Genomic DNA, 13,628 nt, shown 5'->3' on the forward strand with positions numbered 1-13,628 from the left:
CTCCGCCGCCCGACGCCGTACGTGCCCCGCCCGGAGCCCGTACGGAGCTTCGCGCGCCCGGCCCGCCGCCAGGCGTCCACCCCGGACATCCCGCGGGCCGGACGGTACTTCCCGGCGGAGGAGACCGCCCGCTGCACCTTCGGGGTGGTGCTCGACACGTCGGCGTCGATGAGCCGGGAGCTGCTCGGCAAGGCGCTCGGCGCCATCGCCTCGTACGCCGAAGCCCGCGACGTTCCGGCGGCACGCGTCGTGTTCTGCGACGCGGCGCCGTACGACGCGGGCTATCTGCCCCCGACCGAAATCGCGGGCCGGGTCAAGGTGCGCGGCCGGGGCGGGACCGTGCTCCAGCCGGGCATCGACCTGCTCCTGCGGGCGGAGGACTTCCCGCCGCGGGCTCCGGTGCTGGTGATCACGGACGGCTGGACCGACACCCTGCGGATCCGGCGCGAGCACGCCTTCCTGGTTCCGCAGGGTGCCTCCCTGCCGTTCACGCCCCAGGGGCCGGTCTTCCGGCTGACCTGAGGGCGCGGACCCCGGTTCTAGTCGAGGTAGTCGCGCAGCACCTGCGAACGCGACGGGTGACGGAGCTTCGACATGGTCTTCGACTCGATCTGGCGGATGCGCTCACGGGTGACCCCGTACACGCGGCCGATCTCGTCGAGGGTCTTCGGCTGGCCGTCGTTGAGGCCGTAACGCATGGAGACCACGCCCGCCTCGCGCTCCGAGAGCGTGCCCAGGATCGACTGGAGCTGCTCCTGGAGGAAGGTGAAGGAGACCGCGTCGGCCGGGACGACCGCCTCGGAGTCCTCGATGAGGTCGCCGAACTCGCTGTCGCCCTCCTCACCCAGCGGGGTGTGCAGGGAGATCGGCTCGCGGCCGTACTTCTGGACCTCGATGACCTTCTCGGGGGTCATGTCGAGTTCCTTGCCCAGCTCCTCCGGAGTGGGCTCCCGGCCGAGGTCCTGGAGCATCTGGCGCTGGACGCGGGCCAGCTTGTTGATGATCTCGACCATGTGGACGGGGATGCGGATCGTGCGCGACTGGTCGGCCATGGCGCGCGTGATCGCCTGGCGGATCCACCAGGTCGCGTACGTGGAGAACTTGAAGCCCTTGGTGTAGTCGAACTTCTCCACGGCGCGGATCAGACCGACGTTGCCCTCCTGGATCAGGTCCAGGAAGAGCATGCCGCGGCCGGTGTAGCGCTTGGCCAGCGAGACCACGAGGCGGAGGTTGGCCTCCAGCAGGTGGTTCTTGGCGCGGCGGCCGTCCTCGACCAGGATCTCCAGCTCGCGCTTGAACGCGGGCTTGTGGTCCTCCTCCTCTTCGAGCTTGTACTCGGAGAAGAGACCGGCCTCGATCCGCTTGGCGAGCTCGACCTCCTGCTCGGCGTTGAGCAGCGGCACCTTGCCGATGAGCTTGAGGTAGTCCTTGACGGGGTCGGCGGTGGCGCCGGCCACCATGACCGTCTGCGCCGGGGCGTCGTCCTCGTCGTCGTCGGAGAGGACGAAGCCCTGCGTGCCGCCGGCCTTGGGGGTCTTCTCCTCCTCGTCGTCGCCGAGGTCCTCCGCTGCCCAGTCCTCGCCCTCGGCCACGGGGGTCTCGCCCTCGTCGCCGTCCTTGGCGCCCTTCTTCGTGGCAGCCGTCTTCTTCACGGCGGTCTTCTTCACGGCGGTCTTCTTGACCGTCCGCTTCTTCGGTGCGGCGGCGGCATCCGCCGCCACCTCCTCCTCGGTGCCGGAGGCCGACGGGTCGGATATCGCCGCGGCGGGGGCCGGGGCCGCGGCCGTCTTGCGCGCGCCGATGAGGCGCGGCGGGGCGGCGGCCTTCTTGGCGACGGCACGCGCCGGGGCGGCGGCCGCCTTGCGCGGCTTCTTGGCGGCAGCCTTCGTGGCGGGCGCCGCACTGACGTGAAGTGCGACACCTTCCTCGTCGAGGACCTGGTTCAGGCTGCGCAGGACCCGCTTCCACTGGTCCACCGGGATGCGGCCGGCCTCGAAGGCCTGGCGCACGTCATCACCGTTGATGTGACCCTGCTCGCGGCCACGCTCGACAAGCGCGACCAGGGCCTCGGATTCGGCGATCTCCGTGGGGAACGTACGGGACGGGCTGAGCGACACAAGGAGCCTCTCGTTGCGAACAGATAAGGGGTGGCGGGACATCATCGCGCGAACTCGGGAAACAGACCCGAGGGGGGTCTGTATTCCGAGCCGCACGAGGACACCTGTCGGTTCATCGCACGCCCGAGTAGATTCGTTACGCGCTGAATTGAGTGACCTGCGCCACGCTGTGACCGGGCAACCGATCGGCGGTGGCGGCGTCCGCCCTTTTTGTCAGCCCGTTTTGCGGGCCTCGATGAGGAATCGGGCGGTGTGCGCGATGAACGGGCCTTCGCGTTCGATCTGTTCGTACAGCTCGCGCAACCGGTCCCGGTGCTGCCCGACCGTGAAGCCGGGCACCATCCAGATCACCTTCCGTAGAAAGTAGATCACGGCTCCGATGTCGTGGAACTCCGTCCGCAGTCGCTCCGAGCGCAGATCGACCACCTCCAGCCCGGCCTTCGTGGCGTCGGCGACCGCGTCGTCGGGGTGGCGCGAGCGCCGGATCTCCTCGGGCTGCGGTCCCAGGAAGTACTCGACGAGCTCGAAGACGCTCGCCGGACCGACCTGCTGGGAGAGGTACGTGCCGCCGGGCCGCAGCACCCGCGCGATCTCCTCCCACCAGATCGTCACGGGGTGCCGGCTGGAGACGAAGTCGAAGGCCTCGTCGCCGAACGGCAGCGGGGGCTCGTCGCTGTCCGCGACCACCACTGCGCCGAGCGGGTGCAGCAGCCGGGTCGCTTTGTCGATGTTCGGCGGCCAGGACTCCGTGGCGGCCATCAGCGGGGGCAGCGGTCCGGCTCCGGCGAGGACCTCGCCGCCGCCGGTCTGGATGTCCAGGGCGGCCTGGACGTGGGACAGGCGCTCCCCGAGGAGGCGCTGGTAGCCCCACGAGGGCCGCTGTTCGCTGGCCCGGCCGTCGAGCCAGGAGAAATCCCAGCCGTCCACGGAGACGGACTCGGCTTCCGCGACGAGATGGTCGAATGTGGGCGTCATGTCTAGATCCTCCCAGCCCGGGCGCCGGTCATCCACCGGATTGCCGGGGTCGGGGCACCCGCGGGGAGTCCCGCGGGTTCGCCTACACTGGGCGGCGGGCCGTGACTGGCGTTCGGGTGGATCACCACCGGGGAGCGGCCCGGCGTGCCTCCGTACGTCGACTGCCGCGCGCCTGGGCGAACCGCGATCCCGCAGCCACGCTCAGGAGACCCCATGACGACTGCCCAGGCCACGATTGCCACGCAGACCGCCGGCACCCCGGCCGCCCGGCTGATGGACGGCACCGCCCTCGCCCGCCGCATCTCGGAGCAGACCGCCGCGTACGCCGCGAAGATCACCGAGCGCACCGGCACCGCGCCCTGTCTCGCGACCGTCCTGGTCGGCGAGGACCCCGCGTCCGTCACCTACGTCCGCATGAAGCAGAACCGCTGCGCGAAGGCCGGGATCACCTCCCGCCACGTGGAGCTGCCGGCCGAGACCACCACCGAGGAGCTCGTCGCCACGCTCACCGCGCTCTCCGAGGACCCGGAGATCAGCGGCATCCTGCTCCAGCACCCGGTCCCGCACCACATCGACGAGCGCGCCGCCTTCGAGGCCATCGCCCCCGGCAAGGACGTCGACGGGGTCACCATGCACTCCTTCGCCGCCATGGGCTTCGGTCTGCCGGGCTTCGTCTCCTGCACCCCCGGCGGCATCATGCGCCTGCTGGAGGCCTACGACGTGGACCTGACCGGCAAGCACGCCGTGGTCGTCGGCCGCAGCGCCATCCTGGGCAAGCCGGCCGGGATGCTGCTCCTGGAGCAGAACGCCACCGTCACCTACTGCCACTCCCGCACCGTGGACCTGCCGTCCATCGTGCGCCAGGCGGACGTGCTGGTCGCCGCCGTCGGCAAGGCCGAGTTCATCCGGGGCGAGGACATCAAGCCGGGCGCGGTGGTCCTCGACGCCGGGTACAACGAGGGCAACGTCGGCGACGTCCACTTCGAATCGGCCGCCGCGCGCGCCTCGCTGATCACCCCCGTGCCTGGCGGTGTCGGCCCGATGACCATCGCGGTACTGCTGGAGCAGACCGTCCAGGCGGCCGCCGCGCAGGCCGGGCTGGCGCTCGCGGACCTCTGAGCGACCTCCGCCCGCCGCGGCGGGCGTGACCGTACGACGAACGCCCCGGACCCTTCGGCCCGGGGCGTTCCGTCTTTCCCCGGCCCGGGCCCTCCCGCGGCCCCGAGAGGGCCCCTGGCGGCCCGCTGGGGGCCCTTCGGGGTCAGACCCGGGCCGCGGCCCGGCGGCGGGCCTCCGCGACGATGGGGGAGGCGTGGAACTCGCGGGCCAGCTCGGCCAGCGGCCGGGCGCCCAGCCGGCAGGAGCCCGGCTGCCCGGATTCCCCGACGGGCCGCTCCGCACCGGCCGCCAGCCGGCGCAGACAGGCGGCCGCGAGCATCGCGGCGTCCGCCACCAGGGCGGCGTCCCGCTCGGACCGGCCCTGGGCGAGCGCGGCCTCGTAGGCCTCGCCGCGGACGGCGGGGTCGAACCAGGAGGCGAGGGCCAGGAGCCCGTCGTCGATCACCGACTCGCGGTGGATCAGCCGGATCCCGACCGGCGACCACCAGGTCAGCGGCACGGTCATCACGCTCGACGCGGCGAATCCGTGCAGGGCCTTCCACAGCGGACGCAGCCGCCGGTACTGGCTGAAGTCCTGCCAGGCCGCCGATTCGCCGACCAGCGGCACGATGAATCCGGTCCCCACCAGCAGGGCCGCCGCGGAGGCCAGCGGCGGCGCGAGGTAGGTCGACAGGCCGTCCCAGTCCCGGCCGGACCAGCGGGCACCCACGGCCGCCCACTTCGCGACGAGGTAGCCCACGTCCATCACCCCGCCGAGCATGAGCAGCGCCAGCCCGGTGCGCAGGGCCCGCATGGCCGGATCCACGCGCCGCAGCCACTTCCAGCACAGCAGGGTCAGCGCCGTGCTGCCCACCGCGTGGGCGGCCAGGTAGAGGGCGATCATCTCCCGGATCCACGGCGTGTTGGCGTAGTACGTGTCCAGGTCGCGCAGCCGTTCCACCGGCGCGTCCCCCTTCGCGAAGAGGAGGACGATCGCCACGACGACGGCGCTGTACGCGACCACCGTGATCCGGGTGGCCCGCCGCACGCCCGGGGTCGGCCCGCCGCCCCAGTGCAGGATCAGCACGATGCACGATCCGGAGAACGTGGTCAGCACGCTGTAGACGAGCGGGGCGGAGAAGTTGACGACGCCGGTCAGCCGGTTGACGGCGGCGATGGTCGGCGGACCGGACAGGAACATGGCGAGGGAACCGACCACCAGCAGCGTGCACACGGCGCGCATCAGCGGCTGGTCCCAGCCGCGGCGCAGGGTCGGAGCCTTGATGATCAGCGCCAGGACGATCACGAAACCCGGCACGTAGAGGATGAGCCCGTCCGACATCGGGTTACTGGCGGGCTTCCACGGGATCGGTCTCCTGGTCGAGTCCGGCGACGGCCCACTCGGCGGCGGTCAGCGGCGGGGCCTTGAGGGCCCCCTGGTCCGAGGCGCGCAGCACCTGCCAGACCACCGCCGGACGCAGCCAGTAGGTGGGAGGGCTGCTCATGGTGATGACCTCCAGGAAGGCCGCGGTCAGCTCCTCCCGGGTGGTGGCCCCGGTCATCAGCCGGGAGACGTAGGAGTTGAGCAGGCCGGCGCCCGCGCGCGGCTTCATCCCGGTGGCGCCCGGGTACAGGATGTCCTGCGAGGTGGCGAGCTCCCAGGCGGTGGCCACCTGCGGGGCGATGGCGCGCTGCGCCTCCATGCCGATGGAGGGGTGCGCCAGCCCCTTGGCGCGCAGCAGCGTACGGACGGCCAGCAGGCCCTGGGCGGCGACCGTCATGCCCTGGCCGTAGAGCGGGTTGAAGGTGGCGACCGAGTCGCCGACGGCGAAGAACCCGTCGGGGAGTTCGGCCTTCTCGAAGAAGACCCGGCGGTTGGCGGTGCCCTGGGTGACGGCGACGTCGGTCAGGGGCTTCTTGCCTTCGAGGAGTTCGCCGACGATCGGGTCGCGGATGCCCTTGGCGAACGGGATGAACTGCTCGGGGTCGCCGGTGGGCTGGCCGCCTCGGGTCCCCGAGAGGGTGGCCTGCCACTGGCCGTTCTCGATGGGCACGATCGTCGCGGTCTGGCCGGGGACCGGAACCCGGGGATCGGACTGGACGTTGACGATGGGGAAGCCCATCGCGTGGGCGCCCTCCGGTGCTTCGAAGATCCGGGTCGCGTAGACCAGGCCGGAGTCGACCTCGGCCTGCCTGATGCCGCCCACGCCGAGCTCCTGGAGCCAGTTGCGGGCCCGGGAGCCGCGGCCGCTCGCGTCGACCACGAGGTCGGCGGTGATCAGCCTGCCCTCTTCCTCCGGGGTGTCGACGCGGACGCCGGTGATCCGGGCGGCCGTTCCCTCCAGGGAGCGGACACGGCTCTTCTGGAGGGTGGTGACCCCGTCCAGGGCGGTGACGCGGGCGCGGACCACCGAGTCGAGGAGGTCGCGGCTGCAGGAGATGTTGAACTGCTTCTCCCCGCAGCGCGGGATCCAGCCCTGAGCGGTCTTGGTGACCAGGTCGGTGGGCAGGCTGCGGCGGATCGCGCCCGCCGCCGTCCAGTCCTCGGTGATGCCGGGGAGGATGTCCTCGATGGCGCGGGCGCCGCCCGACCACATGACGTGGACGTGGCGGGCCTGCGGCAGGCCGCGCCGGGGCTCCGGGCTGTCGGGCAGGGTGTCGGCGTCGATGATGGTGACCGACGCGTGCTCGGCGAGGACGGCCGCCGCGAGGAGGCCGGCCATGCTGCCGCCGATGACGACGGCGTGGCGGGGCGGAGAAGACTGGGTCATCGTGTGGTGCTCTCTGTCAGGGCCGTGCGCGTGCGCATCGGCGAAGTAGGTGCGTCGGCGGGAGGGCGGCGGTCAGCCGCCGCGCGTGCTTGCCATGGCCCGCTCAACGTCCACAGCCGAACGAGGTCTTGATGCGCTCGATCGCCTCGGGGACCTGCTCTTCCCGGGGCGGTGGAAGGAATGCCTTGAGGATCTTTCCGAGGTGCAGCCCGAAGGTCTCCGCGCGGATCTCCGCCGGGTCCTCCCGGTCGGCACGGGCCGCGGCCTGCCGGACGACGGAGCTCAGTCCCTGGTCGGAGCGCAGCAGCTCCGCCAGGCCGCCGTGGCGTCCCGTCAGTCGGGCCGCGACCGCCATGCCGGAGCCGTGCCGGTCGCAGGTGCCCTCGTCCATGTGCCACAGCTCGTGGCAGGCGATGACGAGCTGGTGCTCGGGCCGGGTGCGCTCCTCGATGACGAGGAGGTCGCGGTCCTCCATCTCCAGCCACAGCCCACTGGCCGTGTCGGGCGGAAAGGCGGCGAACCGGAACAGCACCGGCCGGTCGCGGCCGCGCCCGTATGCGGTGCACAGCCCCGCGATGATGCCGGCGGCCTCGGTGTTCGGGGTCAGGCGGGCGGCCGCCACCAGGTCGGCGCCGAGTTTCCGCATGGCCCGTGTGGTCCTCATGGCGCATCATCCCCTTCGGCACTGCGGTCGTTGCCTGCGCTGCGTTCGTGGCCGTGGCCACGGCCGTCGCCGTCGCGTGGGCGTTCGGCGGCCGGGCGGCCCAGCTGTCCCTCGCGGGCGAGCAGGTCGTCCAGGTGGTCGGCCAGCGACTTCCAGCCGCCCGGCGAGAGCCTGCCCGCCCGGGTGACGATGCTGCGTACGTCGTGGGCCCGCATCACGGCGAGCATCGGGTTCTCCGCGGGCCGCTCCGCGGCCTCCAGCTCGCGCTCGATCCCCGTCAGGGTGGCGCCGAGCGCCTCGGTGTCGTCGGCCAGCAGGAAGCCGGCCTCGACTCCGTAGAAACGCTGGATCCCGGCGGCCGCCGCGAGGTTGGGCAGCCCCTCGCCCTGCGCCAGGCGGGTCAGGGACTGCCCCGAGGCGTCGAAGGAGGCGGCGATGGCGGAGAGGGAGTGGGGCTGGCCGTCTTCCCGGGTGCGGGTGCGGCGCAGGTGCTCGAACCGGCGGCGGACCTGCTCCTTCAGCGGGAGCCGCGGCGGGTTGCCGTCGAGGGTGAGCCGGATGGCCTGCGGGGTGATGCCCGTGAGGTACGAGAGGTGTTCGAGGTCGTCCGTACCGCCGGTGGACGGGCCCGCCGGTCCGCTCCCGGTGGTGGCCAGGGCCCGTTCCACCGCGCTCTTGCTGTCGGCGAGCAGGAAGCCGGCGTAGACCCCGAAGAACCGCTGGACTCCGGCCGCGTGACCGAGCCGGGGCAGTCCGGTGCCCGCGTTGAGCGGGCCGAGGGAGGCGCCGGGTGCGTCGAAGTCCTCGGCTATGGCCGCGAGGGGCCACTCCCGGCCGTGCTTGTCGCGCCGGGTGGCGCGCAGCCGCAGGAACCGCTGGTGCACCCGTTCGCACAGGGGCAGTTCGGCGGCGGTACCGGCCAGGACCGGGGGGATGCGGGCCGGTTCCACCCCGGACAGGTGGCTCAGCCGCTCCACGGAGAGCACGTGCTCCGGATCCTGACCGCGCCGCTCGGCCAACGCCACGACACGGCCCCAGGCCGCGGTGAGGTCGGGGCTGGCGGTGGCACGCACCGGGTGTTTCTCCGTCAGTAGAGAGAAGGTTCGAATGGTTGCTCAGCGTGAAGCGTATCCCCCTGTTCCGTGGCGGAACAGGGCACCCCCCAACCTTTCTTTCCGTCCGGCTCAAAAAAGGTGGGGACGCCGGGACCAGCCGGGACCCGCGTGCGGGCATGACCTCGGAGGTAATCGACCGGCCGGGGCCCCGGCGGCACAGTGGAGCCATCGGGTCCCGGGCCGCGCACTCGGCTCCGGGGCCCGGTCACCCGTACTCCACTCCGTACTTCATCCGTACCCCACCCGTGCATTCGACCCTCGACGGAGGCTGATTCGCCATGTCCGCAACGCTGCTCACCGCCGTAGCCCGCACCACCGTCCCGCAGGCCGCGCTGCGCCGCTTCCTCGCCCTCGACGCCGTCGTCACCACCGGCAACGGGCTCGCCTACGCCGCCTTCTCCGCGCCCCTCGGCCGGCTGCTCGGTATCGGGCAGGGGCTGCTGCTGGAACTGGGCCTCTTCCTCGTGCTCTTCGGCGCGGGCGTCGGCCTACTGGCCTCGCGCCGGCAGCCCCCGGCCTTCCCGGTCAGGTTCGTCATCGAGGCCAACTACGCCTGGGCCGCGCTCAGTCTCGTCGCCCTCGTCGTGTGGTTCGCACCCACCACCGCCGGGGCGGTGTGGATCCCGGCGCAGGCCCTCACCGTCGCCTCCTTCGGCCTCCTCCAGCAGCTCGCGCTGCGCGCGGGCTCAGGGCGCCAGTGAGCGCAGGTACTTCACCGTCGCCGGGTCGGCCGGGAGCAGGGTCTCGATGGCCAGCTCGGCGACGGTCACGTCCATCGGCGTGTTGAAGGTGGAGATGGAGGACACGAAGGAGAGCAGGTGTCCGTCGTGCTCGATCCGCAAGGGAAGCGCGATGTACGGAACGGCTTCCTCCGGCTCGCTGTCGCCCGGCCGGTCCGGCACCGGATACGCCGCCACCTCCTCGTACAGCGCACGCAGCGGCTCCGAGCGGGCCAGGGCGATCTGCCGCTCCATCTGGGCCAGTAGGTGCCCGCGCCACTCGCGCAGGTTGTGGATCCGCGCGGCGAGCCCCTCCGGGTGCAGGGTCAGCCGCATCGCGTTCAGCGGCCCCGCCAGCAGGTGCTCGGGCAGCCCCTCCATCAGCATCATGACGCCCCGGTTGGCGGCCACCACGTCGTACGTGGAATCCACCACCAGCGCCGGATACGGCTCGTAGCCGGTCAGCAGCCGCTCCAGCCCCTCGCGCAGCACCCCCATCGAGGGGTCGTCCAGCGGGGTGTGCGCGTACCGGGGCGCGTAACCCGCCGCCAGCAGCAGTGCGTTGCGGTCCCGCACCGGGACGTCCAGATGGTCGGCGAGCCGCAGCACCATCTCCTCGCTCGGCCGGGACCGGCCGGTTTCCACGAAGCTGATGTGCCGGGAGGAGGAGTCGGCGCGGCCCGCCAGCTCCAGCTGGCTGATCCCGCGCCGCTCCCGCCAAGTGCGGAGCAGTGTTCCCACCGTTGCCGTCGTCGTCATGCCCCGACGGTAACCCGCCGGGCTCACCCCAGGTCGAAGACGTTCCGCAGGCCGAGGCGGTAGCGCCACAGGTCGTGCCGCTTGAGGGGTTCCACCTCCGGAGCCCGGTACATCGGTTTCACCGAGCACCGCGCCGTCGTCGAACCATCCCGGTCCAGAAGGGAGTTGACGGCCGCGCGGGCCGAGGCGTTGGCTCCCTCCATCGTCGCGAGGTCGATGTCGACCGCCACGTAGTCCCCGCTGAGGAAGAAGTTGGGGATGCGGGTGCCCGCGCTCGGCCGGTTGTGGAAGGTGCCGGTCGGGTGGATCAGCAGCTGGTCCTGGTTGGTCGGGTTCGGCGTGCCGGTCCCCTCCACCCCCGGGTCCAGGAACCACGAGTGCAGTTTGCCGTCCGAGAGCAGCGTCCTGCCGGTGTCGTTCAGCGAGGCCTTCAGCTGCGCCCACACCTCGCGGGCCACCTCCTCGCGCGTGCACTGCTTGGCCGTCTTCCCGTACAGGATCCCGGGCTTGTCCCATTCGGAGATGTCCACCGACAGGCAGTCCACGGCCGTGCCGTCCCCGTAGTCGGCGGGGAAGTCCCGCGCCGGCCAGTGCTCGGCCTGTTGGATCGCCGTCAACGACCAGGGGGAGTCGATGCAGTTGAGGTGTCCGTGGACCAGGGGTGCGCGCTCGGTGAGATAGAACTGGATCCCGGTCATCCAGTCGGTCTCCAGCTTGTCGCAGCGCCCCAACATCGGGTCGGCCGCCCGCAGTGCCGGGCTCCACGTGCGGCGGGCGTGCTCCACGGGCAGCGCGCTGACGTAGTGGTCGGCGGTGACGGTCGAGGCCGCGCCGGCCGGGTCCTCCACTACGACCCCGCTCACGCGGCCGTCCGCGCAGCGCACCTCGCGGACCGTCCAGCCGATGTTGAACTCCACGCCCAGGGAGCGCAGATGGGTCTCCCAGGGGCCGATCCACGCTTCGTTGGTCGGCAGGTTCAGGATCCGGTCCGGCGGGCCGTCCGCCCCGCGCCCCAGCAGGTTGAAGACGAAGGCCTCGCCGAGCGTGCCGACCGTACGGGTGGAGGCCTCCTCGGCCTTGGTGGCCACGATGTTGCGCGTGATGCCGACGGCGAGGATCCGCTGGTACTCGCTCGACATCTGCGCGGCCCGGGTGAACTCCCACCAAGGGGTGTTCTCCCACTGCTCGTTGCGCCGTTCGTCGCAGCTGGTGAGGAAGACGAGCACGCGGTCGACGAAGTACGCCGTCTCGTGCGCCGGGAGCCGGACCAGCGACTGGAGGATGCCGGTGAGGGCCCGGCGCAGCTCGTCGGGGGTCAGGGTGGCGGGGGAGCTGTCGGGCCACGGGATGGGCGCGCGCAGGTCCTCGCGGCCGCCGGCGCGGGCGAACATCATCTCGCGCGGGGCGGTCAGGTTGTCCCAGACCCCGTTGGCGTTGCCGGGGAAGGGGATGCGCCGCATCGTGTCGGGCAGGTTGTGGTAGATCCCGGGGATGAAGCGGAAGCCGTGCTCGGCGGGGAGCGGGCGGCGACCGCCGCGCGCGCTGCCGGGCACGTCCATGCTGCGGGCCTTGCCGCCGAGCGCCCGGCGCTCGTACACGGTGACGGCGTAGCCGCGCTCGGCGAGCTCGTGCGCGGCGGTGAGGCCGGCCACCCCGCCGCCGAGGACGGCGACGCGGCGCGCCTGCCCGGCCGCGGCGGCTTGGGCGGCTTCGGTGGCGGCTTCGGCGGCGGCCTCGGCGGGGGTCGCGAGGCCCCCGGCGGCGGATAACGCGCCTGCGGTGGCCGCGGCCCCCGCGATGAACGTGCGCCTGGAGTTTCCTGTGCGCGTCACGATGATGCTCCCTCGGTACCCGGCGACACCCATCGGCGTTACCGGCGGTAACGGTCACGTCCGGCGCAGGAGCATAGGGGCGGCGCGGTGGTCACGGAAGGCGCGGAAGTACCCGCACGCACTATGGCGCGAAACCTTCCCTGTGGCCTGAGCTGTGGGAACCTTGACGTCACGTCAGGTCAATCGGGCAGAAGGAGACCGCGGATGTCGAGAGAACCGCTTTCGCAGAAGGAGATCGAGGACCGGTTGCGGGAACTCCCCGGCTGGGCCTTCGAGGACGACCGGATCTTCCGCACCTACCGGCTGGGCAGCCACTTCGCGGCGAGCGCCCTCGTCAGCCACATCGCCACCGTGCAGGAGGAGTTGAACCACCACTCCGACCTCACCCTGGGCTACAACACCGTCCGCGTCTCCGTGAACACGCACGACGCCGGAGACTCCGTCACCGAGGCCGACTTCACCCTCGCCGAGCGCGTCGAATCCCTCGCCCCCGCCCACGGCGCCGCCTGATGCCGATAACGAAGCCGCTGCTCGACTACGACGCCGAGGCCGAGGCCTACGACGCCACGCGCGGCGGGGTCCCGCGCGCCGAGGCCGCCGCCGGGGCGGTCCTCGGCCTCCTCCCGCCCGCCACCGCGACCCTGCTCGACCTCGGCTGCGGCACCGGGATCGTCACCACCCGGATCGCCTCGGCCCGCCCCGGGACACGCGTGTTCGGCGCGGACGCCTCGTACGGGATGGCCGCCATGGCCCTCTCCCGGGGCGTCCCGGTGGTCCTCGGCTCCGCGGCCCGGCTGCCCGTCCGCTCCGGCTCGCTCGACGCGGTGACCGCGATCTGGCTGCTGCACCTGCTGCGCGAACCGGGCGCGGTGGCCACGGTCGTCGCCGAGGCGGCCCGGGTACTGCGCCCCGGCGGGGTGTTCCTCGCCACCGTCGACAAGGACTCCGCCCACGACGTCGGCAGCGACATCGACGCGCTGCTCGCGCCGCACCTCACCCGGGACCCCGCCGACTCCACGGCGGAGGTCACCGCCCACGCGGCCGCGGCGGGCCTGCGCCCCGGCGCCGAAGCCCGCTTCACCGGCCACGGCCAGGGCCGGAGCCCGCGCCAGAGCGCCGCCGCGCTGCTGGCCGGCCGCTACGCCTCCCGGGTCAGCCCGCGCGGGACCACCCCGCACGAGCTGGCGGACCGGCTGGCCCGGCTGCCGGCGCCGGACTCCCCGCGCGCGGACCCCACGTACCGCCTGATCGGCTTCGTACGGCACTGACGCCCGCGGTCGCCCGGCCGGTCGGCGCGGCCGGTCGGCACGTCAGGCATGGTCGGCACGTCAGGTGTGGCCGGCCCGTCAGGCGTGGACGCGCTCCAGGCGCCACCACTGCGTGGGCGAGTCGGTGTCCTCGGCCTGGCGGGCCCGGCCCTCGGGGTCGGCCTCCAGCGGCAGGCCGCTGATCGCGGCGATCAGGGAGACGACACCGGGGTCGGGGGGGTGTTGCGCGAAGAACCACTCCGGGGCCCCCAAGGGGTGAGCCATGAACCCCAGGATAAGGGGCCAGCACAACGGGGGCAGCGGGGCGGCG

Annotated in this window: 13 protein-coding genes, 1 pseudogene and 1 riboswitch; of the genes and pseudogenes, 5 read left to right on the plus strand and 9 right to left on the minus strand. The window is 72.5% G+C overall.

Going from position 1 to position 13,628, the window contains the following annotated elements:
• Positions 1-18: 18 nt before the first annotated feature.
• Positions 19-522 (plus strand): annotated as a pseudogene (locus ACFXDJ_RS28150) (hypothetical protein); the annotation flags it as partial.
• A gap of 17 nt (positions 523-539) precedes the next feature.
• Here the strand turns inward: ACFXDJ_RS28150 and ACFXDJ_RS28155 are convergent.
• Together ACFXDJ_RS28155 and ACFXDJ_RS28160 are read right to left on the minus strand one after the other, a co-directional pair.
• Positions 540-2,117, minus strand: a complete 1,578-nt coding sequence (locus ACFXDJ_RS28155) for an RNA polymerase sigma factor (protein WP_384663306.1) — start codon at positions 2,115-2,117, stop codon at positions 540-542.
• Positions 2,118-2,330: 213 nt separating this feature from the next.
• Positions 2,331-3,092, minus strand: coding sequence for a class I SAM-dependent methyltransferase (locus tag ACFXDJ_RS28160; RefSeq protein ID WP_384850742.1), 762 nt, complete (start codon positions 3,090-3,092; stop codon positions 2,331-2,333).
• 91 nt (positions 3,093-3,183) lie between these two features.
• Positions 3,184-3,277: riboswitch (ZMP/ZTP riboswitch) on the plus strand.
• A gap of 28 nt (positions 3,278-3,305) precedes the next feature.
• Here ACFXDJ_RS28160 and ACFXDJ_RS28165 point away from each other — a divergent pair.
• Complete coding sequence (locus tag ACFXDJ_RS28165) at positions 3,306-4,211, plus strand: bifunctional 5,10-methylenetetrahydrofolate dehydrogenase/5,10-methenyltetrahydrofolate cyclohydrolase (RefSeq protein WP_384663303.1); 906 nt, start codon at positions 3,306-3,308, stop codon at positions 4,209-4,211.
• Positions 4,212-4,353: 142 nt separating this feature from the next.
• On the opposite strand, the gene ACFXDJ_RS28170 is transcribed toward ACFXDJ_RS28165, so the two are convergent.
• The 4 genes from ACFXDJ_RS28170 to ACFXDJ_RS28185 form a co-directional block, all read right to left on the minus strand.
• Entirely contained in the window at positions 4,354-5,532 is a 1,179-nt protein-coding gene (locus ACFXDJ_RS28170; protein WP_384850745.1) for an MAB_1171c family putative transporter, read from the minus strand.
• A 4-nt stretch (positions 5,533-5,536) separates the two neighbouring features.
• Positions 5,537-6,961, minus strand: coding sequence for an NAD(P)/FAD-dependent oxidoreductase (locus ACFXDJ_RS28175; protein ID WP_384850748.1), 1,425 nt, complete (start codon positions 6,959-6,961; stop codon positions 5,537-5,539).
• A gap of 103 nt (positions 6,962-7,064) precedes the next feature.
• Positions 7,065-7,625 (minus strand): toxin-antitoxin system, toxin component, encoded by a 561-nt coding sequence (locus ACFXDJ_RS28180; protein WP_384662045.1) that lies wholly within the window; start codon positions 7,623-7,625, stop codon positions 7,065-7,067.
• Positions 7,622-8,698 carry a hypothetical protein gene (locus tag ACFXDJ_RS28185; protein ID WP_384662048.1) on the minus strand — a complete coding sequence of 359 codons (1,077 nt, stop codon included), beginning with the start codon at positions 8,696-8,698 and terminating at the stop codon, positions 7,622-7,624. The genes ACFXDJ_RS28180 and ACFXDJ_RS28185 overlap by 4 nt, the downstream gene beginning before the upstream one ends.
• A 320-nt stretch (positions 8,699-9,018) precedes the next feature.
• On the opposite strand from ACFXDJ_RS28185, the gene ACFXDJ_RS28190 reads away from it, so the two are divergent.
• Complete coding sequence (locus tag ACFXDJ_RS28190; RefSeq protein ID WP_384662050.1) at positions 9,019-9,441, plus strand: hypothetical protein; 423 nt, start codon at positions 9,019-9,021, stop codon at positions 9,439-9,441.
• Here ACFXDJ_RS28190 and ACFXDJ_RS28195 read toward each other — a convergent pair.
• The gene (locus ACFXDJ_RS28195) at positions 9,427-10,218 is read right to left on the minus strand and encodes a helix-turn-helix domain-containing protein (RefSeq protein ID WP_384662052.1); all 792 of its coding nucleotides are present in this window, start codon (positions 10,216-10,218) and stop codon (positions 9,427-9,429) included. The two genes, ACFXDJ_RS28190 and ACFXDJ_RS28195, sit on opposite strands and share 15 nt — an antisense overlap.
• A 23-nt stretch (positions 10,219-10,241) precedes the next feature.
• Positions 10,242-12,050, minus strand: coding sequence for an FAD-dependent oxidoreductase (locus tag ACFXDJ_RS28200; RefSeq protein ID WP_384662055.1), 1,809 nt, complete (start codon positions 12,048-12,050; stop codon positions 10,242-10,244).
• 204 nt (positions 12,051-12,254) lie between these two features.
• On the opposite strand from ACFXDJ_RS28200, the gene ACFXDJ_RS28205 reads away from it, so the two are divergent.
• Positions 12,255-12,560 carry a 4a-hydroxytetrahydrobiopterin dehydratase gene (locus ACFXDJ_RS28205; RefSeq protein WP_384662058.1) on the plus strand — a complete coding sequence of 102 codons (306 nt, stop codon included), beginning with the start codon at positions 12,255-12,257 and terminating at the stop codon, positions 12,558-12,560.
• A 17-nt stretch (positions 12,561-12,577) separates the two neighbouring features.
• Positions 12,578-13,318, plus strand: a complete 741-nt coding sequence (locus tag ACFXDJ_RS28210) for a class I SAM-dependent methyltransferase (RefSeq protein WP_384850754.1) — start codon at positions 12,578-12,580, stop codon at positions 13,316-13,318.
• 78 nt (positions 13,319-13,396) lie between these two features.
• Here the strand turns inward: ACFXDJ_RS28210 and ACFXDJ_RS28215 are convergent, their stop codons facing one another.
• Entirely contained in the window at positions 13,397-13,582 is a 186-nt protein-coding gene (locus tag ACFXDJ_RS28215; protein ID WP_384850751.1) for a hypothetical protein, read from the minus strand.
• Between the last annotated feature and the right edge of the window lie 46 nt (positions 13,583-13,628).

This window comes from Streptomyces sp. NPDC059443 (genome assembly GCF_042750105.1).
Lineage (GTDB): Bacteria > Actinomycetota > Actinomycetes > Streptomycetales > Streptomycetaceae > Streptomyces.

Excerpts from the sequence above, each read along its gene's own strand:
- ACFXDJ_RS28205 (WP_384662058.1), top strand. The coding sequence starts at position 12,255 with ATGTCGAGAGAACCGCTTTCGCAGAAGGAGATCGAGGACCGGTTGCGG.
- ACFXDJ_RS28175 (WP_384850748.1), bottom strand. The coding sequence starts at position 6,961 with ATGACCCAGTCTTCTCCGCCCCGCCACGCCGTCGTCATCGGCGGCAGC.
- ACFXDJ_RS28190 (WP_384662050.1), top strand. The coding sequence starts at position 9,019 with ATGTCCGCAACGCTGCTCACCGCCGTAGCCCGCACCACCGTCCCGCAG.
- ACFXDJ_RS28180 (WP_384662045.1), bottom strand. The coding sequence starts at position 7,625 with ATGAGGACCACACGGGCCATGCGGAAACTCGGCGCCGACCTGGTGGCG.
- ACFXDJ_RS28165 (WP_384663303.1), top strand. The coding sequence starts at position 3,306 with ATGACGACTGCCCAGGCCACGATTGCCACGCAGACCGCCGGCACCCCG.
- ACFXDJ_RS28170 (WP_384850745.1), bottom strand. The coding sequence starts at position 5,532 with ATGTCGGACGGGCTCATCCTCTACGTGCCGGGTTTCGTGATCGTCCTG.
- ACFXDJ_RS28215 (WP_384850751.1), bottom strand. The coding sequence starts at position 13,582 with ATGGCTCACCCCTTGGGGGCCCCGGAGTGGTTCTTCGCGCAACACCCC.
- ACFXDJ_RS28160 (WP_384850742.1), bottom strand. The coding sequence starts at position 3,092 with ATGACGCCCACATTCGACCATCTCGTCGCGGAAGCCGAGTCCGTCTCC.
- ACFXDJ_RS28195 (WP_384662052.1), bottom strand. The coding sequence starts at position 10,218 with ATGACGACGACGGCAACGGTGGGAACACTGCTCCGCACTTGGCGGGAG.